The sequence below is a fragment of the Nostoc sp. genome (genome assembly GCF_036917195.1).
GTDB lineage: Bacteria > Cyanobacteriota > Cyanobacteriia > Cyanobacteriales > Nostocaceae > Nostoc.
Window position 1 is genome coordinate 68,869 of record NZ_JBALDG010000039.1, and the last position, 26,480, is coordinate 95,348.

Sequence of the window (26,480 nt, forward strand, 5' to 3'; positions counted from 1 at the left end):
GAAGGTTACTGTGGAAACTATTGCTGTCAGCCATGCCCTTAAACTTCACCTTCGCCCTCAGTCAACAGCAAACTTTTGAACTGCGCTGTGATTATGGCTCACGTCGCCTGGATAAAACGGAGTTGGCAGCGCTGATTGATTTGTGTGAGCAAAATTACTATGCTCAACAAAAAGATTATTTACCCTATCTCACCCAGTTGGGACGGCAACTTTATCAATGGCTGGATGGTAAAGAAGGATGGCTGAGAAGGGCGCTGGATGAGGCGGATGAGCAAACGATTCTTCTAGATTTGATTCAAACCAGCGAAGCAAAGGGGTTGAACCCGGAAACAGAACGGGTAGCGTTGGGATTGGCACATTTACCTTGGGAATTGCTACATGATAGTGCAGGGTTTTTAATCGAACGCCAGAATCTTTCCGTTTTACCGGTGCGTTCTGTGCAGCAGCGTCAAACCCCAGTGATTGGCTTGCAAAATCGTCCGTTGCGCTTGCTGTTTATGGCTACTTCTCCTGAAGATCCCAGAGTTCCACCACTAGGGTTTGAGCGAGAAGAAGCGAACATTTTACAAGCAACTAAAGAGCAGCCTTTGGCGTTGATTGTCGAGGAAAGTGGCTCGGTTGCGGAGTTAGCCAACTTGGTGAAATCCTACCCAGAAGACTATTTTGATGTCTTTCACCTCACGGGACACGGGATAATTTATACCAAAAAAGATTATGACTATTTGCTGCCAAAAGGTGCAACGTTGGCAGACAATACCCCCTGCTTCATCACTGAAGATGAGGTGGGGAATATGCAACTTACTACCGTCAATGATTTAGCTAAAGCCTTTCGCGGACGCTGGCCGCGTGTAACTTTTCTCTCTGGTTGTCATACGGGACAGGTTTCTAACAAGGGGACAGTACCCTCGATGGCGCAAGCATTGGTAAAGGCAGGGGCAGGTATAGTTTTAGGCTGGGCGCGTCCGGTGTATGACCGCACGGGTATTGTAGCAGCACAGGCACTTTATCAAGCTTTGGCGACGGGGGCAACTGTTGAAGAAGCAGTCAAAGCGGCGCAGCAGGAGATGATTGGCAAAGAATGCACCGACTGGCATCTGTTGCGGATGTATCGGGATACGCGTCCCATTAACCAACTGGTGACAGCGCTAAGAACAAGAAATCGTGAAAAGCTGAAGTTCGCAGCGCCAGAGCAAGAATTTCTGGATGAGAATAATCAAGTTAAAGTTGCCAGTCAATTTGAGTTTGTCGGACGCAGGCGGCATTTGCAACGGTGTCTCAAGGCATTGCGGGAAACTAGCGATCAAATTGGTGTGTTTATTGTGGGGATGGGGGGACTGGGTAAAAGTAGCTTGGCGGCGCGGTTATGTACACGGGTGGAAGTGCAGCGTTCTAACTTTGCGCGAGTCGTGTTGATTGGGCCTCTGGATGAGAGGCGTTTGCTGAATAAGCTTTCTAATAAGTTTGAGCGGTTTGCAGATGTGCCTGCACTTTTGAACGAACCAAAGGTATCTCTTAAAGGACGGTTGCAAAACTTTTTTGAAGCAATAGAAAAAGAACACAACCAACCCTTACTGTTGGTGCTGGATGACTTTGAGCAAAACATCCCCATAGCTAACCTTGAAGATGGCTCACTGCGGATGACGGCAGAGGCTTACGAAATTTTAGGGGCGATTTGTGCAGCATTGGCAGAAACCGGGGCAGAAAGTCGGCTGATTGTCACCTGTCGCTATTTGAAAGAAGACACTTTGCCACCTCATCGTCTGCATTTGGAATCTTTAGCAGGGATGAGCAGCAGTGATATTGATAAAATCTGCTTTCCTTTAGATAAAGAAGTTAGGCAACAGTTAAGAACTCGGCGGATTATTAAGATTGCCGATGGTAATCCCCGCTTGTTGAAGTGGTTGTTGGAGGTGATTCAGCAACCAGGATTGGCGGCGGATGAATTACTGAATCGGCTGGAAGCGACTGAGCAGAAATTCCGTGAGAATATTTTGGCACAAACTCTGCTGGATACTTTGGAATTGGAAGAACAAAAGTTTCTCGCACAGTTGAGTGTGTTTCACTTGCCCGTTACTATTGAAATCATCAATGCCATTTCCCCCTCTGCCTCTTTTCTGCAAAAGCTAACCAGCCTCAGTCTAGTTGAGTCTGCCACCACTCACCCCAACCAGTTAGCTAATTATCGAGTGACGACAATTTTAGAATCGTTGCTAGAAACAGTGTTGAGTGAGGAAGAATGGCAAGCAGCGCGACAGCAAGCAGTGAGGGAAGTCTATCAAATTTGGTGCAAAGAGACAAATAAGTTCTGCGCGGATGAGGAAGCAATTGAGATTATACGATTAGGACTGCTGGCAGAACAATGGGAGATTGCCATCCGCGTTGGTGATATCGTCGCTGTTGATTGGGCAAACAATTCTCGCTTTTTAGAAGCTCTAGAACTATGCCAGCAAATCTTAGCAGTTGTTCAGGACTACCGTATATTGGGAAGTATAGCCCGTGCTAAATACAATTTAGGTTTAGTTGAAGACGCTCTTGCTAATTATCAGCAAGCTTTAGACCTTTGTCCTACGGACGACTTGAAAGAAAAATCCATAATCCTAAGCAACATGGCATGGTTGATTGCCCAACAGGGAGACACCAAAACAGCGGTTTCTTATTGGCAGGAATCCTTAGAAATAGATGAGCGCATTGGTAATGACCTTGGCAAAGGCGCTACTCTTAATAACATGGCGGAAGTAATAGCTCGTCAAGGAGACATAGAACAAGCGCTTTCTTTCTGGCAGGAATCTTTAAAAATCATAGAACATATTGGCGAATTTAAAGATAAAGCCACGATACTCAACAATATGGCAAATGCAATTGTCAATCAAGGAGATATTGAGCAAGGGCTATCTTTGTTAGATCAATCTTTAAACATAAATAAGGACGTTGGCAATATTTTAGGTCAAGCTGATAATCTGGCGAATATAGGTTATGTTGCTGGGAAAACTGAAGATATACCTCGACAAATAGAGTTATATCTGCAAGCAGTTGAATTATTTGCACAGGTTAAGGCTTATGGGCACATGGCTACAGTTCTTAGCTATCTGGGCGTAGTTGATGAAAGCAACGGTTTGGTTTACCTAGCTCAAGCAGTCTGGCTAACGTTGAGAATTCAAGCCCCTTTAGCAGATACCATTCAATTAATTCGTGTTTTATATAATAGAGTGCCTCAAGGCGATGAACTAGAAGCTTTATTAGGAACAACGGCTATGTTCTTTTGCAACTACCAAAGTGAAGGTCATCCCCAGTTAGAGGAACTTCAAGAGCGTAGTTTCGAGATGATATCAGGGGCTGTGGATGCCCAAGGAATTGATACACAGGAAGCATTTGATGCTTGGTTTGTCCAGCGACGGCTAAATGATCCAGAATATTTCCTCCCCCGACTCAATCAACGCCTAGAGGAGATTGTCGGCGATGGGTGGTTGTTTGACCGCAGTCAAGTTTCAATGGGTGAATAAAGGGAAATGCGGGGATAGAAAAGAAAAGACTGTTTGAGAAATAAGGTAAATTAGGGCAGTGGGCGCTGACGTAACTGTGTACGCTCTACAACAGTAAAACTGCCTTCTAAAGATATACCTTCAATACTTAGCAGGCGCAGCAAATCTTCGGCTGGCTCCTGTGGTGTAGCAGGAAAATAACGGAAATAAACAACACCTATTGGTGATGGCATCCGCAGGCGATAAATTAACTCACCATAATCTCGATCAAATGTCAGAATGATTCGCTCCTCACGAACTGCGCGTGTCAGAACTTCAGAATCTTCTGCACCTGCTGCGTCTTCGCTTCCATAGGCCACATCGCAACCCGCAGAGCGCAAATATCTAACGCTCATTATGGGAAAATTTTCATTTGCCAGAAACCGCATTACCCCGCCTCAGACAAAAGCGGGAGAGTGTACAAAGATTCTTCACGCATACACTCTGCTGTAAAAGCAAATACCGCCCTTAGTGCTTCTGAGGTTAGAGTAGGATAGTTTTCTAGCACTTGTTGTTCTGTCCACCCCGCAGCAAACAAACCCAATAAGAACTCTACAGATAAACGAGTTCCTTTCACAGTCGGCTTACCCAGCAGAATTTTCGGATCTGAATGAATGTACTGTCGCCAGTCCATATTTTGTACTCCGACTAAGCTACAGTTATTGTTGCACAGTATGATTTTGGTTGGCTTGGTGAGGGGGAAATGCGATCGCGTTAATCTTAAATTAATCGCTAACAATGTAACCAGCTTATGCAATCTTTCAATATCACACTGCCAGATGCGATATGGAACCTCAACTAATACAGAGTTCTCCCGACATCCTTTCTGGTACACCAGTTTTCTACGGAACTCGCGTACCAGTACAAACATTGGTTGATTATCTCGAAGCAGGCGATCGCCTCGACGACTTTCTAGAAGATTTTCCCACAGTGAGCCGCGCACAGGCAACAGCGTTTCTCAAGCTAGCTCTGAAAACGTGAACGGAGTTCAAAGACTCGTTCATCCACCTCAAAGACTCATTCATCCACCTCAGATACTCATTCATCCACCTCAGATACTCGTTTATCCACCTCAGATACTCGTTTATCCACCTCAGATACTCGTTTATCCACCTCAGATACTCATTCATCCACCTCAGAACTCCGTTCATCCACCTCAGAACTCCGTTCATCCACCTCAGATACTCGTTCATCCACCTCAGATACTCGTTCATCCACCTCAGAACTCCGTTCATCCACCTCAGATACTCGTTCATCCACCTCAGATACTCGTTCATCCACCTCAGATACTCGTTCATCCACCTCAAATACTCGTTCATCCACCTCAAATACTCGTTCATCCACCTCAAAGACTCACCCTGGCGAATGGAATTCGCGGCTATACAGACAAAACCCACCTCCGTGGGTTTCAAATTCCTGAGTCCGCACAGGCGGACTTCCTTTGTCTAGCTGCGATTTCTAATCACCAGGTGTATTTATTTGCAAAGGTGAGATGCTCTCATACATCTGTTTATGCTTGGCTAAAAGCTGTTGATATTTCTCATTTGTCTTTGCTTCTACCCACTTGGCTTTAAATATTGCTGCTGATTCCGCTTTAACTGAGTCTACTTCATAAGGAAGAATCTCTTTTTTTGAACTAGAATCTTCCAAATTTTTTTTATATTTCCTGCCACTCTTATGATTAGCATAACGGCGGGAGCGAGTATAGCCCATTTGGATAAACTTCCGGGCCATATCTGCGCCGACAAAATCATCTTTCTCTAAATAATCAAGAAAAAGCTCGTATATTTTTTCACTCGACTCTCTAGCAATATCAGGAGTTTTGAACCGCCAGTAGGGAAGAATTTCCGATTTGTATGGTTCAACCAAAAGTACACCCTGCTCACCCTTGCCAACACGATAGAGTTCGGGATGTTGGCGAAAATCGAGATTTTTAAAGTCTAAAGAATAATCAAAAGCCATGCGAAGTGTTTATTATGAATAATAAACTTTAATAAAAAAGTCGAGCTTCTATCTCTGTAGGGAAATTTTGTTTTATTATGCTATCTAGCACCCAATCCGTGAACAGTGTCCTTGCTCCAGGCAATCTGCGTAAAGTGCATCACATTGCCCTCAACGTCCAGGATATGCAAGCTTCCCGCTACTTTTATGGCACAATCTTGGGTTTGCATGAACTGACAGGCGATGAAGTACCCGCAACTCTGGTGGAACTTGTCGCATCTGGGAAAGTAGCCAACTTCATTACCCCAGATGGGACGATACTGGATTTATTTGGGGAACCAGAGTTATCACCACCAAATCCAGACCCCGAAAAGACTTTCACTAGAGCCTACCATCTAGCCTTTGACATAGATCCGCAGTTATTTGAGCAAGCGGTGACAGTGATCAGAGAAAATAAAATAGCGATCGCTCATGGCCCAGTCACTCGCCCTACTGGTAGAGGAGTGTATTTTTACGATCCAGATGGCTTTATGATTGAAATTCGTTGCGATCCAGAAGCTAGTTAACTTAAAGGCGATCGCAAAAGTATCTACTATGAGCGGGAAACTCATGCAAATATTTAAACTAATTGAAGAGACGATCACAAAACCACCAATTCCACACGAACCATACAAGCAATCATTGAAAGCTTGGGCGATGTATTGTTTGCGAGACAAAGGTTTTAAAGTCGTTTATGCTCAAAATGCCGATTTTGCCATTGAAACTAAAGGTGCAGAAAAGCTGTATTTTAAAGTTTCAAATAGCGCCGATGATTTAGATAATTCTCTTAGCTGGATTGTTTGGGATAGTGCAACCAAAAGCGCCAGTCTCATTCCCAAAAAATAGACTGATGTCAAAAAATCGCTGTGACTATCTTCCTTCCCCAGACAACTGCTGCACAAATATTTGATGTTCTGGTGAATTTAATCCCAACTGCAACACAGCCAATACTTGCTGCATATTGCCAGTAAGTAAATCTGACATTGACAACCACAAACCAGGGAATACTTGACTTTTGATAATTCCATCTGTATCTACTTCTAAGGACACATATTCTCCTTGTTGCAGGCGAAACCAATCTAATTTGTTTTCAAATATTTGCCAAACAATATATTCTTTTACCCCATTACGACCATAGATTTTTTTCTTGTCATGTAAATCAATAGCAACACTGCTAGCTGCTATCTCTATTACCAGTTCTGGCGCACCTTCTATGTAATCATCATCGCTGAAACGAGATTGTCCTTTAGCTGTTTGTGTGATTAATAACACTCCATCAGGTTGCGGTTCATTGTTTTGATCTAAGCGGACTGTTGGTTCAATTCCCAATCTCACACCAGGAGTTGATGCTTCATAAACTCCTAACCAACCTATTACATGACCATGTGGTTCAGCATGACTTTCAAAGCGTAATGGGGATGCTAAGTATACAACGCCTTCAATTAATTCTGCCTTTTGATGACGAGGCATTGCTTGATAGCGCCGTTCAAATTCGTAACGAGTGAGGCGATCGCCATTCTCTAAAGGAGGAATTCGCTGCTTGAGTGCTAAGTTTATCATCATTTTCTGCTCTGGCAAGGAATATTATTTTATTATGGCTTGGTATGCTTGGGTTAAGGCTTGATCCTCCCTAACCCTCCTTTTTAAGGAGGGAATTATAGCAAGCCTCAAGCCTCATCTTGTCAAAAAATCGCTAGAATCAGGTTTCTCAAATATCATTAAATGCTGTTGAGGTAACAAGTTTTTGGTTTCCCGCCAAACCAAACCAACAGCTTGCATTTCTTTACAGACTTGCTTTTGAGTCATTTTGTGCAAACGTTTAATCATGATAAAGGGATTTTCACCACGATACTCAACCAAAACCACCCTACCACCAGGTTTCAGTCCTTTGACAATTCCTAGCATTACTTCTTGGGGATACTCAAGTTCATGATAAGCATCTACCATCAGCGCCAAATCGACACTTTCAGGTGGTAGGTTTGGGTCAGTAAGGGTTGCCAAAACAGGCTCAACATTGCTGATATTTTTCTCTTTTTTGAACAACTCAATGATTTCCAACATTTGGGGCTGAACATCTACAGCCAACACCTTACCTGCTGTTAATAGCGGCGCAATCCGAAAGCTTAAGTAACCTGTACCAGCACCAATATCCGCCACCACATCATTAGGTTTCAGATTGAGGACGTTGACTACCTTACTTGGCTGTTCCTGTCCCTCTCGGCTTGGACGTTCTAGCCAGCCAGCACCTGTGTATCCCATAACTTTAGCAATTTCTCGCCCCATATAAGATTTGCCGATACCATCTGGACTATGAATAATCCGTTGTTTGTAAACAGTGGTGGATGAAGACGCAGCTTGTGCTGTCAGGGTTGGGTTCAGCAACAAGCAACTCAACATCACAACAAGAGTTACTATAAAGTGGAGAAAATTTGACATTTGGTTATGACTGATCAGGATAGCTATAAGCAGCAACTAAGAGAATTTTATGGCAGTAGAACTACTTATGACTACGAGAAAGGTACTCGCCATCCTCTAGAAGCCAAGCTTCTACTTGAATTTGTGCCGCTAGATTTGGGACAGAAAATTCTTGATGTAGCGACTGGAACAGGTTTAGTTGCGATTCCTGCATCTGAAAAAGTTGGTTCAGAGGGCTATGTAATTGGGATTGACATCACCCCTGGAATGTTGCATCAAGCAAGACAGAAGATTGCAGCAGCAAGATTACAAAACATTGAGTTGATTGAGGCGGATGCAGAGTATTTCAACTTTAGTGATAGTAGTTTTTATGTTGTCTTTTGCTGTGATGCAATTGTACTTTTTCCTGATATTCTTGCTACTTTGCAAAAGTGGTACGGCTACTTGAAAACAGGAGGGTATGTGGCATTTACCTGTCCTCCCGAAACTGCTTATATGGCATCTCTTCAGCAGAGGATCTGCGCTAAAGTTTTGGGCGTATCATTACCACATATCCTTGAGCCACTGGGGACTCCAGAAAAATGTCGGAATTTGCTCAATCAGGCAGGTTTTAGAGATATCGAAATTAAGATTGAACCATCAGGACGTTATCGACCTTTTAGGGATAATAGATTATCTGAGATAGCAATTAATATAAATTTTAAAGGTAATCCCTTGTTGTCAAAATTATTAGAAGAACAATTAAATCAGTTGCAAGTTGAGTACAAAGCAGAAATTGAAAAACTAACAACTGCTCAAGGTATTTGGGAAGACACTACAAAGTTCTTTGTTCGCGCTCGAAAATAAGTTGATGAGCAAAGCTTTGTTTCTGAACTGACCAATGATTTCTTGAAGGTACAGAGCAAGTGCAATACACTTGGGTTAAGGCTAAAATCTTTTGTCAAAGTCAATTTTTTATCGAACCACAGAGGCGCAGAGAACACCGAGAGAAGAAATAAATGCTTAACTGAACTGTATTGAGACTTGCGGATTTATCCGTGGGGTCAATCCAAAATCCCAAATCGTTCGACTGAGCGTAGCCGAAGTCTAAAATCCAAAATTTTCTGACAGTTTAACCTCCTAGACCGATGTAAAACTAAACATTTTCAGATTTACTTGAAGCAGCCCCTTGAAAAATTTGTAATCCAATCTTTGGACGCTTATATGCAAAACCTGTCCCTAATGTTAGTGCCTGTACTCGCTGCACAGAAAGTAGCAGGTGACGGTTTAATTAAACCTCTCGGTCATCATGAACTGCTGTTGGTGCTGGTACAACTGTCACTGTTGCTTCTGGTAGCGCGGGGATTAGGTGAGTTGATGCGCCGAATTAACCTCCCGCCTGTTGTTGGGGAATTACTGGCGGGTGTGCTGCTTGGCCCTTCTCTATTTGGTTTGCTCCTTCCAGACTTACAGGCGCAGATCTTTCCCAAAAGTCAAGAACAATCGAATTTACTTTCGGTAATTTCTTGGTTAGGCGTGTTATTTTTACTGATTGTGACTGGGTTGGAGACGGATCTCAAGCTGATTCTTAGTAAGGGTAAAACGGCTCTGCTGATTTCACTGGGCGGAATTATTGTCCCGTTTATCACCGGATTTGGACTGGGCTGGCTATTGCCAGATAATTTTTTAGCCGAGCCAGAAAAGCGACTAGTATTCAGTCTATTTATCGCCACAGCAATGAGTATTTCAGCAGTACCAGTGATTGCTAAAGTGCTGATGGACTTAAACCTGATTCGGCGTGACATTGGTCAAGTCACCTTAGCTGCTGGTATGACTGACGACACCATCGGCTGGATTTTACTTTCTGTGGTTTCAGGTTTAGCTACTAGTGGCAAATTTGACTTTGGGACAATTTTCCATTCTGTAAGTGCAGCAGTATTGTTTCTAGCGATCGCCTTCACCATTGGGCGTACTATTATAGACCAGATTTTGCGCTGGGTTGATGACTACGTTGGCGGAATCTCCGCTAGTATATCGGTTGTACTGATTCTTTCGCTCTCCGCAGCAGCACTTACCCACGCATTAGGTCTAGAAGCAGCATTAGGTGCTTTCGTGCTGGGGATTCTGGCAGGTCAATCCCGTCGCTTTAGCAATGAAGCTGGACACATGTTAGAAGTATTCACAGCAGCCTTTCTAGCGCCAATTTTCTTTGCTTCAGCTGGCTTGAAAGTTAACTTGCTAACCCTGTTAGTCCCCCAGACGTTACTATTTGGCTTGATTGTTCTCGCTGTCGCCTGTGTTGGTAAATTTACAGGTGCTTACCTTGGTTCTCGCGTCGGCGGCTTGAGTCATTGGGAAGGTTTGGCGATGGGTTCCGGGATGAATGCTCGCGGGGCGATGGAAATTGTCGTTGCCACGATTGGTTTATCTCTGGGAGTGCTGAATCCACAGATGTACTCGATTATTGTCATGGTAGCGATCGTCACTTCCCTAATGGCTCCACCCCTTTTGCGCTGGTCTTTGTCGAAGGTGGTTATGAGTGAAGAGGAAGCTCGACGTTTGGAACGAGAAGAACAGGATAGCCACAGCTTTATCAAGCAAATCCAGCGTGTCTTAATACCAACTAGCGGTGGCCCTAACATTCAACTCGCGGCGCAACTAGTCGGTTACATGGCTCACCAAAACTCGATAGAAGTTACATCTCTATATGCCCTGAGTGACAAGCAGCCCCAAAACAAAGCCCGTCGGACGGCAACCCAGGTAAAAGACACCGCCGCCGATCAAGCTCTGGCTTCTGTTGCTGAGGAAATGCAGCTACCTGCTGATACTATCTTGCAACCAAAAACGGAGTCTGGGCGCAGTAAAGCGGAGGTAATTCTGAATGAAGCGAACAAAGGCTATAACTTGATTGTACTGGGAGCCTCTGAACAGATACGCCCCCAGAAAGCATTGTTCAATTTGCTTGTAGACCGCGTAGTACAAGAAGCGCCTTGTGCAACAATGGTGGTGAAGTCGCACCTACCCCAAACCAAAGGCGAGATATGCAAAATCGCTCAACAAAAGCTGACAAAGATTTTGGTGCCAACGGTAGGGACAGAATATAGCAAAAATGCTGTAGAGATGGCAAGTACGATCGCTGCTCAAACAGGGGCATTAGTTATGATCGTTAACGTGATTAATATGCCACAGGTTGAGTATATTCTTTACGAACAGCGATCGCTAGCTCCAGTCAAAGAAATTGCCCATGAGCTGCTCGAACAGCAAGCAGCAACTGGCCGCAATCTGGGTGCTGATGTCAAAACCTATATTCTTCAAGGAACCAGCCCAGAAAGGGAAATCCTCAAGTTTGCCCAAACCAAGGAAGTTGACCTAATTATTCTCGGGAGTAGTATCCGAATGGTAACGGGTCGCGTTTTCTTCGGTCATAGAGTGGATGCAATTCTGAATAAAGCCCATTGCCCAGTAGCGGTAATTACTACGCCATAGTCGTTCTAATTAAATGCATTTAGTTTGCTTGAATATAGAGCAGCGAACTCTTAACAGGGAACAGGCTTGAGTGTCTTCAAGAGCTAGATCCCTGGAATCCCGGTTGAGCGTTTCCGGAATCTTGCTTTTGTGAATCATCGTTATCTTTAGGCGATCGCGCCAGCGAGTTAGTTTGCCATTACTTTGTGTACTTGCTGTGAAACGCCTTGAGCGGCTTTAATTAAATCGGCTCCTTTTTCGCCGATCATAATTGTTGGCGCGTTCGTATTGCCCCCGACCAGAGTTGGCATGATCGATGCATCAACAACCCGCAACCCCGTAACACCGCGTACCCGGAGTTCGGGATCGACAACCGCCATTGGGTCAGTTCCCATTTTACAGGTACCGACAGGATGATACCCCGAAATGCAAACTGAGCGGATGTAATCGATGAGTGCCTCATCGCTAGTCACCTCAGCACCGGGACCGACTTCCTCACCTCGAAACTCATCAAAGGCACTTGTATTAAACAATTTGCGCATTATTTTAACTCCTTCAATGACCTTTTGCACATCGGATTGACTTTGCAGATAGTTGATCCGAATAATCGGTGGGTCTTTGGGGTCAGGTGAGGGCAAACTGACACTCCCAATGTTTTGGGGATGAGTCGGACTGACCACAACCGTGAATCCCATGCGATAATCGGCATAGGCAGGAACTGCCCACATAATCCTACCAAAGAAAAACTGTAAATCTGGCGCAGCATCCTGATTACTCTGGGTATGCAAAAACAATCCAGCTTCAGCGGTACAATTACTGGTCATTGCCGGGTGTAACTCCTGGATTACCTTATGTGCCACAGGAACGAGAAAGTGGTCTTGGAGGTTTTGACCGACACCTGGCAAATCAACGACCACAGGAATCCCCATTGCTTGCAGGTGTTCTGCATTGCCAATGCCGGAAAGCATCAGCAGCTTGGGCGAATCGAATGCACCAGCACTTAAAATCACTTCTTCGTTGACCCATGCTTGGTGCAGCTGACCATGATGCATATATTCCACCCCAACGGTGCGGGTTCCCTCAAACAATAACCGAGTCACTAAAGCTCCTGTGGTTATTGTTAAATTAGGACGCTTGAGAATTGGCACCAGAAATGCGGCAGCAGAACTGTGACGTTTTCCATCCTTGACCGTTAACTGATAAAGTCCCGCACCTGATTGCTGTATCCCATTGAAATCAGGATTGTAGTTATATCCGATTGCCACGGCTGCTTCTACAAATCGTTGGGATACCACAGCACTTTCTTGGAGATCGGTGACGCTCAACTCCCCATCAACTCCGTGGTATGCGTCGGCACCGCGTTGCTGGTTCTCAGATTTCTTGAAATAGGGCAATACATCTTGATAACTCCAACCAGGATTCCCCAATGAGTGCCAGTGGTCATAATCGTGATGATTGCCCCGGATATAAACCATGGAATTAATCGAACTGCTGCCACCCAAGACTTTGCCACGGGGACAAAAGATTTTGCGGTTATTCAGGTACGGTTCTGGTTGGGAGAAATATCCCCAGTCCACCTCCGAGCCGGGTAGGTCGGGGGATGACAACGGGATTTGAATCTCTGGTTTAGTATCCGGGTTGCCAGCTTCGAGTAATAACACGGTTGTTTCAGTATCTTGTGTCATCCGGTTGGCGACAACGCAGCCTGCCGAACCCGCACCAATCACAATATAGTCATATTGAGCCATGACATCCTCGCTTATAAATTCAACTACTTTAAGAACTGTAACTTGAAGATTAGTTAAAGCTTGAAGTTTACGAATCTGACTGTTACATTACGACCAACACAGAGATTCATGCTGAATCTCTGACGCTAATTTTTCTACTTATTGTGCAAAATTCGGGTCAGATTTCATTATCTCTTGTAAGTAACCAACTGCCTGATCTAAATCAGCCCTTGACCCTTTTTCTGCCTCTACAAAAGCTATTACTGCCTCTTGCTTACCTCAAAGCTTGTTCCAAATCTTGTCACCTAGCGCTTTTATCTTTGCTAGAGTTGCTTGTGTCAGCTTCTCAATTGTCTTTCCAAAAGCTATTTTCGAAGGCTTTGTTGCGATTGCCTTTGGCACTGCGCCTAGCGTAATCACACCAGCAGTTAGTGGCTCCATGTACTACCTGATAAGTGCAGTATATTTTACTGAATATGCATGGTTTTTCAAGGGCATTCCGCAACTCCAGAGAAATTTTTGATTACACATTATCATTTTTATGTATAATCTTCTCCCTACCAATCTTTATAACACGCGATGCCTTAGACACTGCTTTGATTGCGATCGCTAATTCACGAAGAAAGTAGTTGTGAGTCCCAACAGTACACAAATCGTTAATATGACGAAAGCATTACGAGTTTTCATTTTAAAACATTCGCTTATAAGTACATAAATTATTAAATACCATTACCGTATGCCATTTCTGATTATGGACGTGAACTTACAGCGTTTTTCGGCTGCAATCTTTTATGTGTTTATACTTAATTTTTATTAAGTAATGAATGCATTTTTGTACTGAAGATAGTTATTAGTGATTGGCTGTATGGTTGTGCCGAAGGCAATCGCACGTTTTTTGCCCGACCTCACTTGCATCGCCTTGTTCCCTCCCCGGCAGGGTCTACTAGATTGTCTTTGTGAACAATGCAAGCCGACGCATTAATAATGCATCCCGATGCATTGGCATTGCAGGGTATTGCCTTTCTTTAATTCGCTGGCAATTAATGAAATGCTGTACTAAGCAAACTTTTCTTTAATGATTTGACCTTAGCGCAAACCTCTGGAAGTGACTGATCTTTGCAAATTAGCTAGAGCGCGATTGTAATCTAAAATAGCTGCGACTCGATTACCTTCTGCTCTTGTCAGGTCATTTTCAGCATCAATTACCTCGGTTTGAGTGCCCACACCAGCTTGGAACCTCAGCCTTGCTAAATTCACAGCTTCCCTGGCTTGATTTAAAGCCACACTAGAAGTTTGCACATTATTTAAATTGGATTGCAATTGAGAATAGTACTGTTCTACATCAAAGCGAATTTGGTCGCGCTGGCTAGCAAATTGAGACTCTGCAATCCCAATATTAGCTCTCGACTGATCCGCACGCGCTTTTGCTACTCCCGCATCAAACAAACTTACATTTCCTTGGAGTCCTACTGAATAGCCATCAGTAATGCTGACGCCATCATTAAACCGATCTAGCAAGTTGTAGTTGCTTACCAAACTAATTTGCGGCCCTAGCTGTGAAAGCGCCTGTCGTCGCTGTTGCTCGGAAATATTACGTTGTGCCAAATACAGTGGCAATTCTGGACGATTTTGAAACGCTTGGACAATAGTTTGTTCCAGTGTTGGCTGCCAAAGACCCGCTAGTTGTACGGGATCTGCTGCACTGATATTAACTGACTGCGACAAACTTAACAGGGTGGCAAGCTGACGACGGGCAATTTGCTGCTGTGAGATAGCATTTGTCAGGTCTTGTTGGGCATTTGCTAAATTCACCTGAGCTTGCAGCACATCAAACCGCGTACCCACTCCAGCCTGTTCTCTAGCTTGAGTATCCCGCAAACTAGCCTGGGCATTCGCCACAGCAGACCGATTAATTCTTACTAATTCATCAGCTTGTTGCAAATTGTAGTATTGAGTGCTGGCATTCAACCTAATTGTAAGAGACTGAGTTTCAACATTAAATTCATCTACACGTAGTTGTTCTTCAGCTGCTCGGATAGTTGCCTCTCGATTACCGGAGGTATAAAGGTTATAATTCAGTTGTGCTGAACCATTGAATGTGGTGCTGGCTTGAGATGAATTGTTAGTAAAACCATTCCCATTATTAGTCACACGGCTGTCAAGACCAAGAGTAGGAAACAAGGCAGCTTGAGACTCGCGTAGCGCCGAGCGACTGCGTTCTAACTGTAATAGGGCTATCTGTAAGTCTCGATTGTTGCGTTTTGCTAGTTCCAAAGCCTGTGCCAAACTGATTGGCACAGTTTGTTGAATCCTTACTTCCTCCGGTTTGGTAGGAAATTGGAGAGGATTGGAATTGGGGTTGAGGGAATCGGGAACCTGTACAGAGCTTGAGGAATTCTGCGCTTTTGGGGGAGTTACTGCACTTGCTAAAGTTGGAAGAATAGCGATGCCTGACGGCAAGGCTACCGCCAACGCTACGGTGACCCAGGTAGAATGTACAGAGAATAAGCTGAGATTCATGATGATGTAGTCATTAATTAGGTTTCTTTGAGGATACAATCACCTGATTGACTTACAGAGGTTTAAATTTTAAATTCCCAAGGTTGATATTAACAAATTAACCTACAATCAAACCATCCTGAACTCGAATAATCCTGTTGGTTTGAGCAGCGATATCTGGCTCATGAGTGACAATCACAATTGTGATCCCTTGGTCATTAAGTTCTGTTAGCAAACTCATCACCTCATAAGATGTTTCAGTATCTAAAGCTCCAGTTGGCTCATCTGCCAAAACTAATGCAGGTCGGTTGACCAAAGCACGAGCAATAGCTACCCGTTGTTGTTGTCCGCCAGAGAGTTGACTGGGACGGTTAGATATCCGTGCGCCTAGTCCTACCTTTTCCAAGGCTTCTAATGCCCTTTGACGGCGTTTTGGCTTAGGCAAGTTAGCGTAAATCATTGGTAACATGACGTTTTCCAGCGCTGTCGCCCGCGCCAATAGGTTAAATTGTTGGAAAACAAAACCTATTCTTTGGTTGCGGATATAGGCTAATTCATCATCATCAAAAGTCGTCAGGTTTCTGCCTTCAAAAATATAGTCTCCAGTTGTGGGACGATCCAGACATCCCAAAATATTCATCAGCGTCGATTTACCCGAACCTGATACACCCATAATGGAGACGTATTCCCCTTCCTCTATGGAGAGTTGAATTCCCTTGAGTATTGGAACACTAACTTCTCCCAAGTGATAGGTTTTGGTAATCGATTCCATCCAAATCATAGTTGTCATGTTGATTTCGGCTTAATAAATTGTTAATTGTTGGTTGTTAATTTTTCAAAAATTACATTGACTGGATAACCTGCGAATAATTAAAATTTAGTCCCCAGGCTATTTGCAAATAATCTGCAATATTAAGATGTAAAATTATCAGTAAATAAAATGTAGTTATTGCAATCAAAAACCATAATCACCATCTAATCAAAATTGGTAGTTGCGAACCAAAATCTTGTGAATTACCTTCCTTGGCGTTATCAAACTCTATTTCTAGTTGGTAAAAATGGCCTTGTGAAAATTGCACTAATCCCAGATCAATTAGTGTTCTCACTTCAGCAGAAAAGTTTTGAACACCGGGTAAGGTGACTAGTAATGCTGTAATTTCTTTGAATCCAACTTTATGAACTAAAAAAGGTCGCCGTTCTAACGGGTAATTTGTAGGTTTTTGGGTTGCAGGTGAAATGAAAATCAATGGTTCTGATAAATTGTCACTATTGGTTGCGATCGGAATAGAAGCTTTTGGTGTCCGATATGCTGCATGGTAATCCCAAGTAGGAAATGGTATTTCTTGTAAATTTGATGCTGTTGGCCGCAAGGAAATGCCAAAAGGGCAAGCCTGCGTTTCTTGCCAACGGCAACGTGACCACAAACCTGTAGGGCGAACAAGAGGAGACTGAATTTCGTTAGCATCAAAAAGCCAAAGTAACTCAAGATAAGCATTATTAAAGAGGAAGCAAACATTTGCAGTCCCTTGACCTCGATGAATTCTCCGACTACCTTCTGTGAGTCCAAAAGCAGTTAGTATATCTGCTGCTGGTGCTTCTGGTTCAACACAGACAAAGATATGATCTAATTCAAGTTGCATATATTTACCTGTTTTCAGAGAAGTTTTTAATTTTTAAATTTTCCAGTTTGAATTATTTAGTCACTACGTAAAGCGGTGATTGGATCTAATTTGGATGCGTTCCGGGCTGGAATTACCCCAGCGAGTAAGCCAACGGTTAACGAGAGTACAAAGCCAGCAATGATCGACAATAAAGAAATTACAAACGGAAATTTGAAAGTATTTGCAGCTACAAAAGCTAATAAAACGCCAGTCGCCATGCCAATACCTCCGCCGACAATGGAAATCACGATCGCTTCCGCTAAAAATTGATTAAGGATGGCTGAATTGGTGGCTCCTACGGCTTTGCGAATCCCGATTTCTCGCGTTCGCTCAACCACGGAAACTAGCATAATATTGGCAATACCAATTCCACCAACCACCAGGGAAATTCCGGCGATCGCTACTACCATTACTGTAAATAAACCCACAATACTAGTAAACGTACTAACAATATCAGCTTGATTAGTCAGCCGAAAATCATCAGCTTGCGGCGGATAAATGTTGTGACGCAGCCGTAAGAGATTAGTGACTTGAAACTGAGCGGCTTCTAACTGCTCCTGATTAGCGCCTTTGACTAAAATTCCACTTACAGAAACGCCTACCAGGGCATTGTTACCAACCAGTCTCTTGGACATACTAGTTAGAGGGATGAAAATCTGGTCATCTCGATCCATCGGTCCCTGAGCGCCTTTAGGTTCCATCACCCCAATTACTTCATAAGCCTCTCCCTGAATTCGGATTCTCTCACCGATCGGATTTACACCCTGTGCAAAGAGTGTTTTTTGAACTGTGGGGCCAAGAATGGCAAGCTGTGCGGCAGTATCTAGTTCTTCTTGGGTAAAATATCTCCCTTGTTGGGGGTGAGTATTTCTGACTTCTGGGTAGTTCAAATCAGTGCCATAAATGGTTGTTGAGGTGTTTTGTCCTGCATATACAACTTGGGCAGTCCGTTGGAGATAAGCAGAAACCATCTGTGCTGATGGCGCTTGTGTAGCGATTGCCTTAGCATCTTCCCAAGTCAAGGTGCTGCTAGAACCTACTCCTTGACGGACATTCCCGCTTCTTGCAGCACCCGCTAAGATTTGGATCACATCTGTACCCAATGCTTGTATCTGTTGCTCAACCCCCTTTTGCACTCCCTGACCGACAGAAGTAATGGCAATGACCGAAGAAATCCCAATAATCACGCCCAACATAGTTAGACCTGTGCGTAATTTGTTACTCCACAGAGTCTCTGCCGCCATTGTCAAGATTTCCAGCAACGGTACTGTGCGGGTATTCTTAGCTTTGTAAAAGCCCTTAAATATCTTAAACATAAGGTTTTATTTAAAACTCACTTTAAGGGGAACCACCGCCTTGAGAACGACCACCACCGGCAGAACCACCACCTGAACGACCGCCACCGCCACCACCGCCGGCTCCTCTTCCTCCTCCTCCTAGACCAGGAAAAACTCCTCCTCTTGGTGTTGATTGCGGACGTGACCCTGGTGGGAAACTGAGCAATACCCTTTCGTTTCCTGTCAATCCAGACTTAACTTCGGTAAAGTTATTCGCGGTGACGCCAGTCTCAATGCGAGTGAACACAGGTCTGTTATTTTTTCCTTGCACAAACACACCTGTGGCATTTTCTTGGCGCACCACCGAGGCTGTTGGCACTACTAAAACATTTTCCACTTGACCGACTTGAAAATCTACTTCCGCATTCATCCCTGACCGCAGTAGTCTTTGAGGGTCTAAAAGTGATACTCTCACTTCAAAACTGGTGACGTTTTGCTCTACTATTGCTTGGGCAGCAATTTGGCTGACTTTACCTTCAAAGGTTTTTCCTGGGTAGGCATCTGCTTTAATCGAGACTTTTTGACCAAGGCGGGTTTTGGAAATATTTGTTTCCGCTAAATTTGCGACAACTTCATTTGTTGAAGCTAGAGACAAGATTGAAGAAGAAGAAGAAGAAGCTACTTCACTACTGGCTGTTGTAGGTGTCACGAAAGCGCCTGGATCAGCAAACTTCTTGGTCACCACACCATCAAAGGGGGCGCGAATTACCGTGTCATTGATTTCGGCTTGGATGTTTTGCAGCGATCCGCGAGCAGATGTTACCTGGGCGCGGGCTGCGTTAATATCTTCTTGGCGCGTTCCTGCTTTCAGAAGCGCTAAAGCTTGCTGTCTCTGCTTCACCACAGCTCGGGCTTGCTCGATGTCTTCTGGACGTGACCCAGCTTTTTGCAACCCTAGTGCTTGCTGTACTTCATTTACACTAGCTTGGGCGCTATCGCGAGTGGCACGGTTTTGATTAAGAGTCTGAAGGGAAATACCACCTGCATTGTAAAGTTGCTGATTACGAACAAAATCATCTGCTGCTTGGCGAAGGGTGGCTTGAGCGCTTTGCAAGCGGGCCTGTGCTTGGGCAATATCTTGAGAGCGATTGCCTGCTTGTACCTTTTGCAGATTCGCCTCAGCTTCGTCTAATACTCCTTGTGCTTGAGCAATATCTTGAGGGCGATTGCCTACGATCGCCTTTTGCAAATTCGCCTCGGCTTGTGCCAATTGTCCTTGAGCGGAGGTAAGCTGCCCCCGCAGGTTGGAATCATCCATGTAAGCTACAATCTGTCCTTGTTTGACGAGATCCCCTTCCTTTACCAACAGTGTTTTCAAGATACCTGAATTTTTCGGGCTGAGGTTGATTGACCGCTCAGGCTTGACCGTTCCGTTCGCTGAAACTGTGATTGTTAAACTCTGCCTTTCTACAGGCCTTGTCAGCACCCGGCGTCTGGCTTCTTGACGGGAAACAACTGTTACTTGGTAATAAACTCCATAGCCAATTCCACCCAAAAGGCAAAGAGCAATTAGCCAAGAGAGCCAATTACGTCTGCCCTTTTTTTTCTTTACCTTTGGAACCAAAATTGAGGAATCTACGGTATTTGATGTATCAATTTTCATATCCGTTTTGTCTATAAAGAACGGCTACCGAGCTAGTTATTCACGGCTAAAACTATAACCTGGTAGCCCTATACTGACAATGATTTTGAGTTTTTAGTGTTTTAAAGGTTTATTTGCAGTACCAATCCACTAGGAAGTCTGTAGTAACCATCACGCTCTCTAACTAATCTCTCAGCAGGAACAATTTCCTGATTGGGAAGAAGAATATCCCCGTTGGGAAGTCTGAAATAACCTTGATTACGCAGTCTGGCTATGGATCTAGCAGGAATAATTTGCCCATTGGGATATCTGATGTCACCATTACCAAGTCTGACTACTCTGCTATAAGATTGGTTGTCGCGGTTCCAATTGCCCCGATCTCTAGAGTTTCTGACTTCTCCAGGATAGGATCTGCCGTCGCGGTTCCAATTACCCCTGTCTCTCAGGTTTCTGACTTCTCCAGGATAGGATCTGCCGTCGCGGTTCCAATTGCGCCTGTCTCCAGGGTTGCTGTCTTCTCTATAGTTGCGTCTGCCGTCGCGATCCCAATCTTGATCACGTTCACCAACAACGTAGACTTTTGTCTGGGCACTTGCAGGCGCAGTCAAGAGAGTGGGAACAATGATCAGGGCAGCAGCTGCTAAAACTATCGATACACGGTTTGCTTTAAACATGGAATTGACTCCTTATTTAGATTAAAGTTCTATTTTGCTGAGGTTCCGATTCAGTGATTTAAACAGTTGCTTTTGTTTTGGCATCAAGATGTCTAATATTTAATATCTCGTATAAATTCATACATAATAATTATTGCTCAAAAAGTCAAAACTGATGTATGACGAAAGTCACTAGTAATTACAGACTAATGTATGACGAAAGTCACCAGTTTTCTAATGGGGAGTGGGTAAGGAAAGATGCCAGAAAATATTTCTAAAAATCTTTTTGCGTCCCTGTGTAAGAGCTTCCTTGCCTCAGTTTACTTAATCCTGGCTTGGTGCAATTCCTTGCCAGACTATATCCACAAGACTTAGGACAAATACTGATACTTCCGTGGTAGGAGCTCCAGAATTTAAGTAAGTTTCTATTCCTGATTCAGCAGTTGCCATACTGACTTTAGATGACATCTGCTCTAAGAAAACATAGTTCATCAGCGATCCTAGTAAAATATGAGCCACTGTCTGGGGATCGCAAGGGCGAAGGCGATCTTGGTTGATCTCACGCTCTAGGAAAGCAGTCAGTACTTTGACATCTCGCATGGGTTTTGGTTCTTTACCTCCAAGTTCTGTGATCGCATTGCCTCGCGATCGCAGCATCATGATCCGAGGCAGCACCTGGTGATAAAATTCCATAATCTGGAGACAAATATTGATAAGGTTTTCTTTGAGATCGCCTTTGCCACAAAGAGATTCCAACTCGTTCACCCACAGGGGTTTTTCTGGAATTCCCATCGCCGCAAAAAATAATTCTTCTTTCGTTGAGAATCGCTTGAAAATTGAAGCTTCAGAAATACCAGCTTGTTGAGCAATTTCTAAGGTTGAAGCACCAAATCCTTGTTGCAGGAAAACTTGCCGAGCCGCTTCTAAGATTTGCTGATTGGTGATTCTAGGTATCCGAGGCATAAATAAGTAAGTGGTTACTTATTAATTTATTGCCTTTGTGCTTGGGATGTCAAGAACTAATGACGTAAGATTTTACTACCGTCAACAGCCCAGATCGTTTAAGCTAGCTGAAAGATTCTTTGATTAGTGGCTTAAAGGCGGTAGTGTGCCTAAATATGTTCGTTTGATTTCTCTTCTAATGGTCTGTAGTTTGTGGAGTATGCCACAAGCCGCTAACGCGCAGGCATTAATACCCCATACATTGCAAGTAGATGCAGAGAAGCAGGGGTTGAGGTTGGCACAGGAAGCGGCTCAACTCGCTCAGTTTCAACAGGTTGAATTAGCTTTGCCACTAGCGCGGCTGGCTAGTAACCTGGCTTCCAAAAATGAGAAGGTGTGGTTGCTCTTAGGTGGATTGCAGCTACAAACTAAAGATTTTGACGCAGCGATCACTAGCCTGAAAAAAGCGCAATCTATCAACCCCAAAAATGGTGAGATTCTGTTTGCTTTGGGTTCAGCTAATTTTCAGCAGAAAAATTACCAGGCATCTGTTGTCAATTACCAAGACGGTTTGAAATTAAAACCCAATGATCCAGAAGGGTTATTTAATTTGGGTAATGCTTACTTTCTGCTGGGTCGATTCCCAGATGCGATCACACAGTACAATAAAGCCGTCTCACAAGATAAAAAATTCTGGCCGGCGCTGAACAATATTGGCTTAATCAACTACGAACAGGGTGATACCCCTGGAGCAATTAAGCGATGGCAATCTGCTGTAACCCTAGAGAAGCAAGCCGCAGAACCTTTATTAGCCTTGGCAGTGGCACTGTATACTAAAGGTGATCGCCAACAAGGACTAACCTTTGGAGAAGCTGCACTCCGCATCGATCAGCGCTATGCTAGTTTGGATTTCCTCAAAGAAAATCTCTGGGGCGATCGCCTACTGTCTGATACGAAAAAATTTCTAGAATCACCCGGTATTCAAGCAGCCCTACTGCAACGAGATAACTCATCATCAGCCCCTGAACAACAGCCTACCCAATAGGAATACTGAGTTATGAGTGCTGAATTAGGAGTTAGAAGTTAAAAGTTAGGAGTTGGCAGTTCAATATTTCAACTCCTAACTCATAACTTTCCGATTACCACTTGCTTAATCGCACCTTTTTGTAGTACATATATACTAACTAAATCCAGGAATACTCGCCCAAAAACGTTTTTGGGCGAGTATTCCTGAAATAAGTCGTTAATTCTTAGTGGTCCTCTGTGGGTAGAAGTGCGATGATTTGGTCAACAAACAGTTGATGGTCAACAACTGGCTTAGAAATGTAGCCATCAGCGCCGCTTTGCTTGAGAAAGTTCTCGCGATCGCCTTCCATAGCATGTGCCGTCACCAAAATAACAGGTAAGTTTGCTGTTTTTGGATCAGATTTTAACATTTGTGTAATCTTGATTCCATCAACAGACTTACCTTGGTAAACACTTCTAGACAAAGAAACATCCATCAAAATTAGGTCTGCTTCTCCAGATTGGGCAATTTTTATGACTTCTTCCACATTTTCAGTGTGTTTCACACCCAAGCCGCCACGCTTGGACAAAATCTTGGAAAAAACGCGAGCATTAATTAAATCGTCTTCGACAATTAAAACAGTTTTCATGAGAATTTTACTTATAGAGGTGAGGGAATTCAAGAATTCAAGAATTTAAAATTAACAAATCCAATCATGGTAAGTATCATGGCTACTAAGTGTATATAGATTATACTCGTGTGCATCCTTTTTAATAGTCAATCTGCATCCTCGTTATCAAGGATGATACTACTGCTTTTTCTTCTGTAACCATCAAAATTTTGTCATGAATCCTATTTGATCCGTTATGCTGTGGTTGCTGCAATATTGGGTTCCGCCGGCTTTTGTGTAGTTAAATTTCAGGGAAAAAACTCATGGCAAAACAGTTAAACCTTCTCTCAACGGGACAGGTCATTACAACAGCCCTGCACACCGAGATGCAACGGTCTTATCTAGAATATGCCATGAGCGTGATTGTCGGGCGAGCGCTACCAGACGTGCGTGATGGCTTAAAACCAGTGCATCGTCGCATTCTGTATGCAATGCACGAACTTGGTTTGATACCAGATAGACCTTATCGAAAATGTGCCCGTGTGGTGGGTGATGTGTTAGGTAAATACCATCCTCACGGCGACCAATCAGTTTACGATGCTTTAGTGAGGCTGGTGCAGGACTTTTCTAGCCGCTATCCTTTACTAGCAGGACACGGTAACTTTGGCAGCGTCGATAATGACCCGCCAGCGGCGATGCGCTACACAGAAACGCGCCTGGCACCCATCAGCCATGAGGGAATGCTGACAGAAATTGGCGAAGAAACTGTGGAATTTGTTGGCAACTTCGATAATTCCCAGCAAGAACCAACAGTGCTACCTGCTCAGTTGCCGTTTCTGTTGCTCAATGGCTGTTCTGGTATTGCCGTGGGCATGGCGACAAATGTACCACCGCATAACTTGGGGGAAATTGTCGATGGGTTAATTGCCTTAATCGACAACCCAGATTTGTCAGATGAAAAGTTATTCGAGTTAATTCCAGGGCCAGACTTTCCCACTGGTGGAGAAATAATTGATGAGACTGGAATTCGGGAAGCATACACCACAGGTAAGGGTGGGATTTTGCTGCGGGGAGTTGCGACTCTAGAGGAAATTCCAGCCACTAGGGGAAGCAAGCGACGGACGGCAATTATCATTACAGAATTGCCATATCAAGTGAATAAGGCTGCCTGGATTGAGAAGGTAGCGGACTTAGTAAATCAAGGTCGCCTGCAAGGAATTTCTGATCTTCGAGATGAGAGTGATCGCGAAGGGATGCGGGTAGTAATTGAACTCAAACGCGATACCAATCCCCAAGAAGTTCTCCAGCATTTATATCACCAAACTGCTTTGCAAATGACTTTTGGGGCAATTCTCCTAGCAATAGTAGATGGACAACCGCGCCAGTTAAGTTTGCGTCAACTGTTGCAGGAGTTTTTGAGTTTTCGAGAACAGACGCTGAACCGTCGCTACAATTACGAGTTAGGGAAGGCCCAAAGTCGTGTGCAGTTGGTAGAAGGTTTACTCAAAGCACTGTCTAATTTGGATCAGGTAATTGGAATTTTACGCCAAGCTCCCGATGGTAGTACGGCAAAAATTAATCTTTGTAGCCAACTGGATTTGAGTGAGGTACAAGGAGATGCAATTTTGGCTATGCCATTGCGCCGCCTCACCAGTTTAGAACAGCAAAATTTGCAGCAGGAATTTGAGCAGCTAAGTGAACAAATTAGATTGTTAGAGCAATTGCTGAACGATCGCCGAGAATTACTCAAGGCGCTGAAAAAAGATTTGCGATCGCTCAAGCGCAAGTACAGCGATCCCCGCCGTACCAAGTTAGCGCCTACCAGCAGTGAGACAAGGATACAAGAGGACAAAGGCATAAGGGGACAACGAGTAGAGGATGGTGAGGAAAATCCAAAATCCAAAATCGTTCGACTGAGCGTATCCGAAGTCCAAAATCCAAAATTAGAACAGCCAGCAGAGGAAGCAGTTTTAGAGTTTACCCAACGGGGTTATGTGCGCCGCACTCAGCCATCTGCGAGAAAGTCAAAAGCTGAAAATGGTCTACATGATAATGACTTCATTATCCAAACTGTGTTAACTGACACAGAGAAAGACTTGCTAATACTAACTACTGGCGGCAAAGTTTATCCCATAAAGGTGAGAGAAATTCCTCCAACCACTGGACGTTCTCCACGGGGAAAACCTTTGATTACTATGCTCAGTAGTACTGCTCAAGGTGCCCAAGAAGCTGTGGTCAGCCGCTTTTTGCTGCCGGAAAATCTCGAAACTAGCCAGATGATTCTTTTAACAAAACAGGGACGAATTAAGCGTTTGTCTCTAGGAGAATTTACTAACCTGACTCGGCGCGGAATCACGATTTTGAAGCTCAAAGACGATGATGAATTGTCATTTACCCAGTTCACCACTCCAGGGGAGCATCTGATTTTAGCTAGTTCAGGTGGGCGACTGTTGCGCTTTGCAGTCAATGATGAACAATTGCCGATTATGGGTCGCACAGCGATGGGTTTACAAGCATTTCGGTTATTGAAAAATCAGCAAATGGTTGGCTGTGTGACTGTCGCCAAAGATGACCAGCTGCTGCTAGTTACTCAAGAAGGATATGCCAAGCGAATGGCTGCGAGTCAGTTAAGAGGGGCTAATCGCGGTGATTTAGGCACGCAAGCGCTGAGATTTGCCAGCAAAACTGACAACTTAGCTGGTATGGTCATGGCGATCGCCTCTGGTGAGGTAGCTTTAGTGACGAATAAAGAGCGGGTGGTGCGGATACCTGTGGAAACAGTGCCGATCTTAGGTAGAGATGTTAAAGGTGAAAGCATCCTCCAACTTAACCGCGATGAAAAAATCATCACCGTTGCCGAAGTGCGATCGTAATCAAGGTGAGTTTCTATTTTTGTAGGGTTGGCCTTATTAAAAGTCTCCGACTGGAAATGCCTTTTGAAAGGGCTGCCGCCTCCCAAATTGGCAGCATAAAATATTGAGATGGTGCTTACCTAAGTTAGATTTAGATCCCCGACTTCTTCAAGAAGTCGGGGATCTGGGCAGCAACTTTTACTTAGGGATTTCCAACAAATAAATTATCTAATCTTGCGGAGTATTTTTTTATT

General features: G+C 44.0%; 23 protein-coding genes. 8 read left to right on the plus strand and 15 right to left on the minus strand.

All coding sequences use genetic code 11. The annotated features are described in order from the left end of the window. The first annotated feature begins 32 nt into the window (after positions 1–32). Positions 33–3,500, plus strand: a complete 3,468-nt coding sequence (locus V7K40_RS13785) for a CHAT domain-containing protein (RefSeq protein WP_334960415.1) — start codon at positions 33–35, stop codon at positions 3,498–3,500. Between the two features lie 50 nt (positions 3,501–3,550). Here V7K40_RS13785 and V7K40_RS13790 read toward each other — a convergent pair whose 3' ends face one another. Together V7K40_RS13790 and V7K40_RS13795 are read right to left on the minus strand one after the other, a co-directional pair. Continuing rightward, complete coding sequence (locus tag V7K40_RS13790; RefSeq protein ID WP_334960417.1) at positions 3,551–3,907, minus strand: DUF5615 family PIN-like protein; 357 nt, start codon at positions 3,905–3,907, stop codon at positions 3,551–3,553. After that, entirely contained in the window at positions 3,907–4,389 is a 483-nt protein-coding gene (locus tag V7K40_RS13795; RefSeq protein WP_334960419.1) for a DUF433 domain-containing protein, read from the minus strand. Before V7K40_RS13795 ends, V7K40_RS13790 begins: the two co-directional genes overlap by 1 nt. Between V7K40_RS13795 and V7K40_RS13800 the strand changes: the two genes are divergently transcribed. Further along, complete coding sequence (locus tag V7K40_RS13800) at positions 4,305–4,499, plus strand: DUF433 domain-containing protein (RefSeq protein WP_334960421.1); 195 nt, start codon at positions 4,305–4,307, stop codon at positions 4,497–4,499. The genes V7K40_RS13795 and V7K40_RS13800 overlap by 85 nt on opposite strands. A 141-nt stretch (positions 4,500–4,640) precedes the next feature. Here the strand turns inward: V7K40_RS13800 and V7K40_RS13805 are convergent, their stop codons facing one another. Together V7K40_RS13805 and V7K40_RS13810 are read right to left on the minus strand one after the other, a co-directional pair. Continuing rightward, the gene (locus tag V7K40_RS13805) at positions 4,641–4,862 is read right to left on the minus strand and encodes a hypothetical protein (protein ID WP_334960423.1); all 222 of its coding nucleotides are present in this window, start codon (positions 4,860–4,862) and stop codon (positions 4,641–4,643) included. 114 nt (positions 4,863–4,976) lie between these two features. Beyond that, a complete protein-coding gene (locus tag V7K40_RS13810; protein ID WP_334960425.1) occupies positions 4,977–5,480 on the minus strand; it encodes a DUF4385 domain-containing protein in 504 nt (167 codons plus the stop codon). A gap of 77 nt (positions 5,481–5,557) precedes the next feature. On the opposite strand from V7K40_RS13810, the gene V7K40_RS13815 reads away from it, so the two are divergent. Then, positions 5,558–6,025 (plus strand): VOC family protein, encoded by a 468-nt coding sequence (locus V7K40_RS13815; RefSeq protein ID WP_334960427.1) that lies wholly within the window; start codon positions 5,558–5,560, stop codon positions 6,023–6,025. Between the two features lie 43 nt (positions 6,026–6,068). After that, on the plus strand, positions 6,069–6,344 hold the full coding sequence (locus V7K40_RS13820) for a hypothetical protein (RefSeq protein ID WP_334960430.1): 276 nt from the start codon (positions 6,069–6,071) through the stop codon (positions 6,342–6,344). A 24-nt stretch (positions 6,345–6,368) separates the two neighbouring features. Here V7K40_RS13820 and V7K40_RS13825 read toward each other — a convergent pair whose 3' ends face one another. Both V7K40_RS13825 and V7K40_RS13830 read right to left on the minus strand, forming a co-directional pair. Continuing rightward, entirely contained in the window at positions 6,369–7,061 is a 693-nt protein-coding gene (locus tag V7K40_RS13825; RefSeq protein ID WP_334960432.1) for a Uma2 family endonuclease, read from the minus strand. A 111-nt stretch (positions 7,062–7,172) separates the two neighbouring features. Beyond that, positions 7,173–7,934 (minus strand): class I SAM-dependent methyltransferase, encoded by a 762-nt coding sequence (locus V7K40_RS13830; RefSeq protein ID WP_334960434.1) that lies wholly within the window; start codon positions 7,932–7,934, stop codon positions 7,173–7,175. Between the two features lie 6 nt (positions 7,935–7,940). Between V7K40_RS13830 and V7K40_RS13835 the strand changes: the two genes are divergently transcribed. Continuing rightward, positions 7,941–8,759: a methyltransferase domain-containing protein gene (locus V7K40_RS13835; protein ID WP_334960436.1), complete on the plus strand. Its 819-nt coding sequence runs from the start codon at positions 7,941–7,943 to the stop codon at positions 8,757–8,759. 357 nt (positions 8,760–9,116) lie between these two features. Further along, positions 9,117–11,378 (plus strand): cation:proton antiporter, encoded by a 2,262-nt coding sequence (locus V7K40_RS13840; RefSeq protein ID WP_334960438.1) that lies wholly within the window; start codon positions 9,117–9,119, stop codon positions 11,376–11,378. 167 nt (positions 11,379–11,545) lie between these two features. Here V7K40_RS13840 and V7K40_RS13845 read toward each other — a convergent pair whose 3' ends face one another. The 8 genes from V7K40_RS13845 to V7K40_RS13880 form a co-directional block, all read right to left on the minus strand. Continuing rightward, positions 11,546–13,105 (minus strand): GMC family oxidoreductase N-terminal domain-containing protein, encoded by a 1,560-nt coding sequence (locus V7K40_RS13845; RefSeq protein WP_334960440.1) that lies wholly within the window; start codon positions 13,103–13,105, stop codon positions 11,546–11,548. A 1,065-nt stretch (positions 13,106–14,170) separates the two neighbouring features. Next, complete coding sequence (locus V7K40_RS13850; protein ID WP_334960442.1) at positions 14,171–15,604, minus strand: TolC family protein; 1,434 nt, start codon at positions 15,602–15,604, stop codon at positions 14,171–14,173. A 97-nt stretch (positions 15,605–15,701) separates the two neighbouring features. Further along, positions 15,702–16,373, minus strand: coding sequence for an ABC transporter ATP-binding protein (locus V7K40_RS13855; RefSeq protein WP_273766836.1), 672 nt, complete (start codon positions 16,371–16,373; stop codon positions 15,702–15,704). 178 nt (positions 16,374–16,551) lie between these two features. Further along, the gene (locus V7K40_RS13860; RefSeq protein WP_334960445.1) at positions 16,552–17,223 is read right to left on the minus strand and encodes a VOC family protein; all 672 of its coding nucleotides are present in this window, start codon (positions 17,221–17,223) and stop codon (positions 16,552–16,554) included. A gap of 56 nt (positions 17,224–17,279) precedes the next feature. After that, complete coding sequence (locus V7K40_RS13865) at positions 17,280–18,551, minus strand: ABC transporter permease (RefSeq protein ID WP_334960620.1); 1,272 nt, start codon at positions 18,549–18,551, stop codon at positions 17,280–17,282. 31 nt (positions 18,552–18,582) lie between these two features. Further along, on the minus strand, positions 18,583–20,184 hold the full coding sequence (locus V7K40_RS13870) for an efflux RND transporter periplasmic adaptor subunit (RefSeq protein ID WP_334960447.1): 1,602 nt from the start codon (positions 20,182–20,184) through the stop codon (positions 18,583–18,585). Positions 20,185–20,285: 101 nt separating this feature from the next. Beyond that, on the minus strand, positions 20,286–20,837 hold the full coding sequence (locus V7K40_RS13875; RefSeq protein ID WP_334960449.1) for a hypothetical protein: 552 nt from the start codon (positions 20,835–20,837) through the stop codon (positions 20,286–20,288). 303 nt (positions 20,838–21,140) lie between these two features. Beyond that, the gene (locus V7K40_RS13880) at positions 21,141–21,779 is read right to left on the minus strand and encodes a TetR/AcrR family transcriptional regulator (RefSeq protein ID WP_334960451.1); all 639 of its coding nucleotides are present in this window, start codon (positions 21,777–21,779) and stop codon (positions 21,141–21,143) included. Positions 21,780–21,924: 145 nt separating this feature from the next. On the opposite strand from V7K40_RS13880, the gene V7K40_RS13885 reads away from it, so the two are divergent. Beyond that, positions 21,925–22,803, plus strand: a complete 879-nt coding sequence (locus tag V7K40_RS13885) for a tetratricopeptide repeat protein (protein WP_334960453.1) — start codon at positions 21,925–21,927, stop codon at positions 22,801–22,803. A gap of 205 nt (positions 22,804–23,008) precedes the next feature. On the opposite strand, the gene V7K40_RS13890 is transcribed toward V7K40_RS13885, so the two are convergent. Next, complete coding sequence (locus V7K40_RS13890; protein ID WP_334960455.1) at positions 23,009–23,413, minus strand: response regulator; 405 nt, start codon at positions 23,411–23,413, stop codon at positions 23,009–23,011. 284 nt (positions 23,414–23,697) lie between these two features. Between V7K40_RS13890 and gyrA the strand changes: the two genes are divergently transcribed. Continuing rightward, complete coding sequence (gyrA, locus tag V7K40_RS13895) at positions 23,698–26,247, plus strand: DNA topoisomerase (ATP-hydrolyzing) subunit A (RefSeq protein ID WP_334960457.1); 2,550 nt, start codon at positions 23,698–23,700, stop codon at positions 26,245–26,247. Positions 26,248–26,480: the final 233 nt, after the last annotated feature.

Excerpts from the sequence above, each read along its gene's own strand:
- V7K40_RS13890 (WP_334960455.1), bottom strand. The coding sequence starts at position 23,413 with ATGAAAACTGTTTTAATTGTCGAAGACGATTTAATTAATGCTCGCGTT.
- V7K40_RS13850 (WP_334960442.1), bottom strand. The coding sequence starts at position 15,604 with ATGAATCTCAGCTTATTCTCTGTACATTCTACCTGGGTCACCGTAGCG.
- V7K40_RS13855 (WP_273766836.1), bottom strand. The coding sequence starts at position 16,373 with ATGACAACTATGATTTGGATGGAATCGATTACCAAAACCTATCACTTG.
- V7K40_RS13800 (WP_334960421.1), top strand. The coding sequence starts at position 4,305 with ATGGAACCTCAACTAATACAGAGTTCTCCCGACATCCTTTCTGGTACA.
- V7K40_RS13820 (WP_334960430.1), top strand. The coding sequence starts at position 6,069 with ATGCAAATATTTAAACTAATTGAAGAGACGATCACAAAACCACCAATT.
- V7K40_RS13830 (WP_334960434.1), bottom strand. The coding sequence starts at position 7,934 with ATGTCAAATTTTCTCCACTTTATAGTAACTCTTGTTGTGATGTTGAGT.
- V7K40_RS13860 (WP_334960445.1), bottom strand. The coding sequence starts at position 17,223 with ATGCAACTTGAATTAGATCATATCTTTGTCTGTGTTGAACCAGAAGCA.
- gyrA (WP_334960457.1), top strand. The coding sequence starts at position 23,698 with ATGGCAAAACAGTTAAACCTTCTCTCAACGGGACAGGTCATTACAACA.
- V7K40_RS13815 (WP_334960427.1), top strand. The coding sequence starts at position 5,558 with ATGCTATCTAGCACCCAATCCGTGAACAGTGTCCTTGCTCCAGGCAAT.
- V7K40_RS13870 (WP_334960447.1), bottom strand. The coding sequence starts at position 20,184 with ATGAAAATTGATACATCAAATACCGTAGATTCCTCAATTTTGGTTCCA.
- V7K40_RS13835 (WP_334960436.1), top strand. The coding sequence starts at position 7,941 with ATGACTGATCAGGATAGCTATAAGCAGCAACTAAGAGAATTTTATGGC.
- V7K40_RS13840 (WP_334960438.1), top strand. The coding sequence starts at position 9,117 with ATGCAAAACCTGTCCCTAATGTTAGTGCCTGTACTCGCTGCACAGAAA.
- V7K40_RS13875 (WP_334960449.1), bottom strand. The coding sequence starts at position 20,837 with ATGTTTAAAGCAAACCGTGTATCGATAGTTTTAGCAGCTGCTGCCCTG.
- V7K40_RS13845 (WP_334960440.1), bottom strand. The coding sequence starts at position 13,105 with ATGGCTCAATATGACTATATTGTGATTGGTGCGGGTTCGGCAGGCTGC.
- V7K40_RS13880 (WP_334960451.1), bottom strand. The coding sequence starts at position 21,779 with ATGCCTCGGATACCTAGAATCACCAATCAGCAAATCTTAGAAGCGGCT.
- V7K40_RS13790 (WP_334960417.1), bottom strand. The coding sequence starts at position 3,907 with ATGCGGTTTCTGGCAAATGAAAATTTTCCCATAATGAGCGTTAGATAT.
- V7K40_RS13825 (WP_334960432.1), bottom strand. The coding sequence starts at position 7,061 with ATGATGATAAACTTAGCACTCAAGCAGCGAATTCCTCCTTTAGAGAAT.
- V7K40_RS13810 (WP_334960425.1), bottom strand. The coding sequence starts at position 5,480 with ATGGCTTTTGATTATTCTTTAGACTTTAAAAATCTCGATTTTCGCCAA.
- V7K40_RS13795 (WP_334960419.1), bottom strand. The coding sequence starts at position 4,389 with ATGTTTGTACTGGTACGCGAGTTCCGTAGAAAACTGGTGTACCAGAAA.
- V7K40_RS13785 (WP_334960415.1), top strand. The coding sequence starts at position 33 with ATGCCCTTAAACTTCACCTTCGCCCTCAGTCAACAGCAAACTTTTGAA.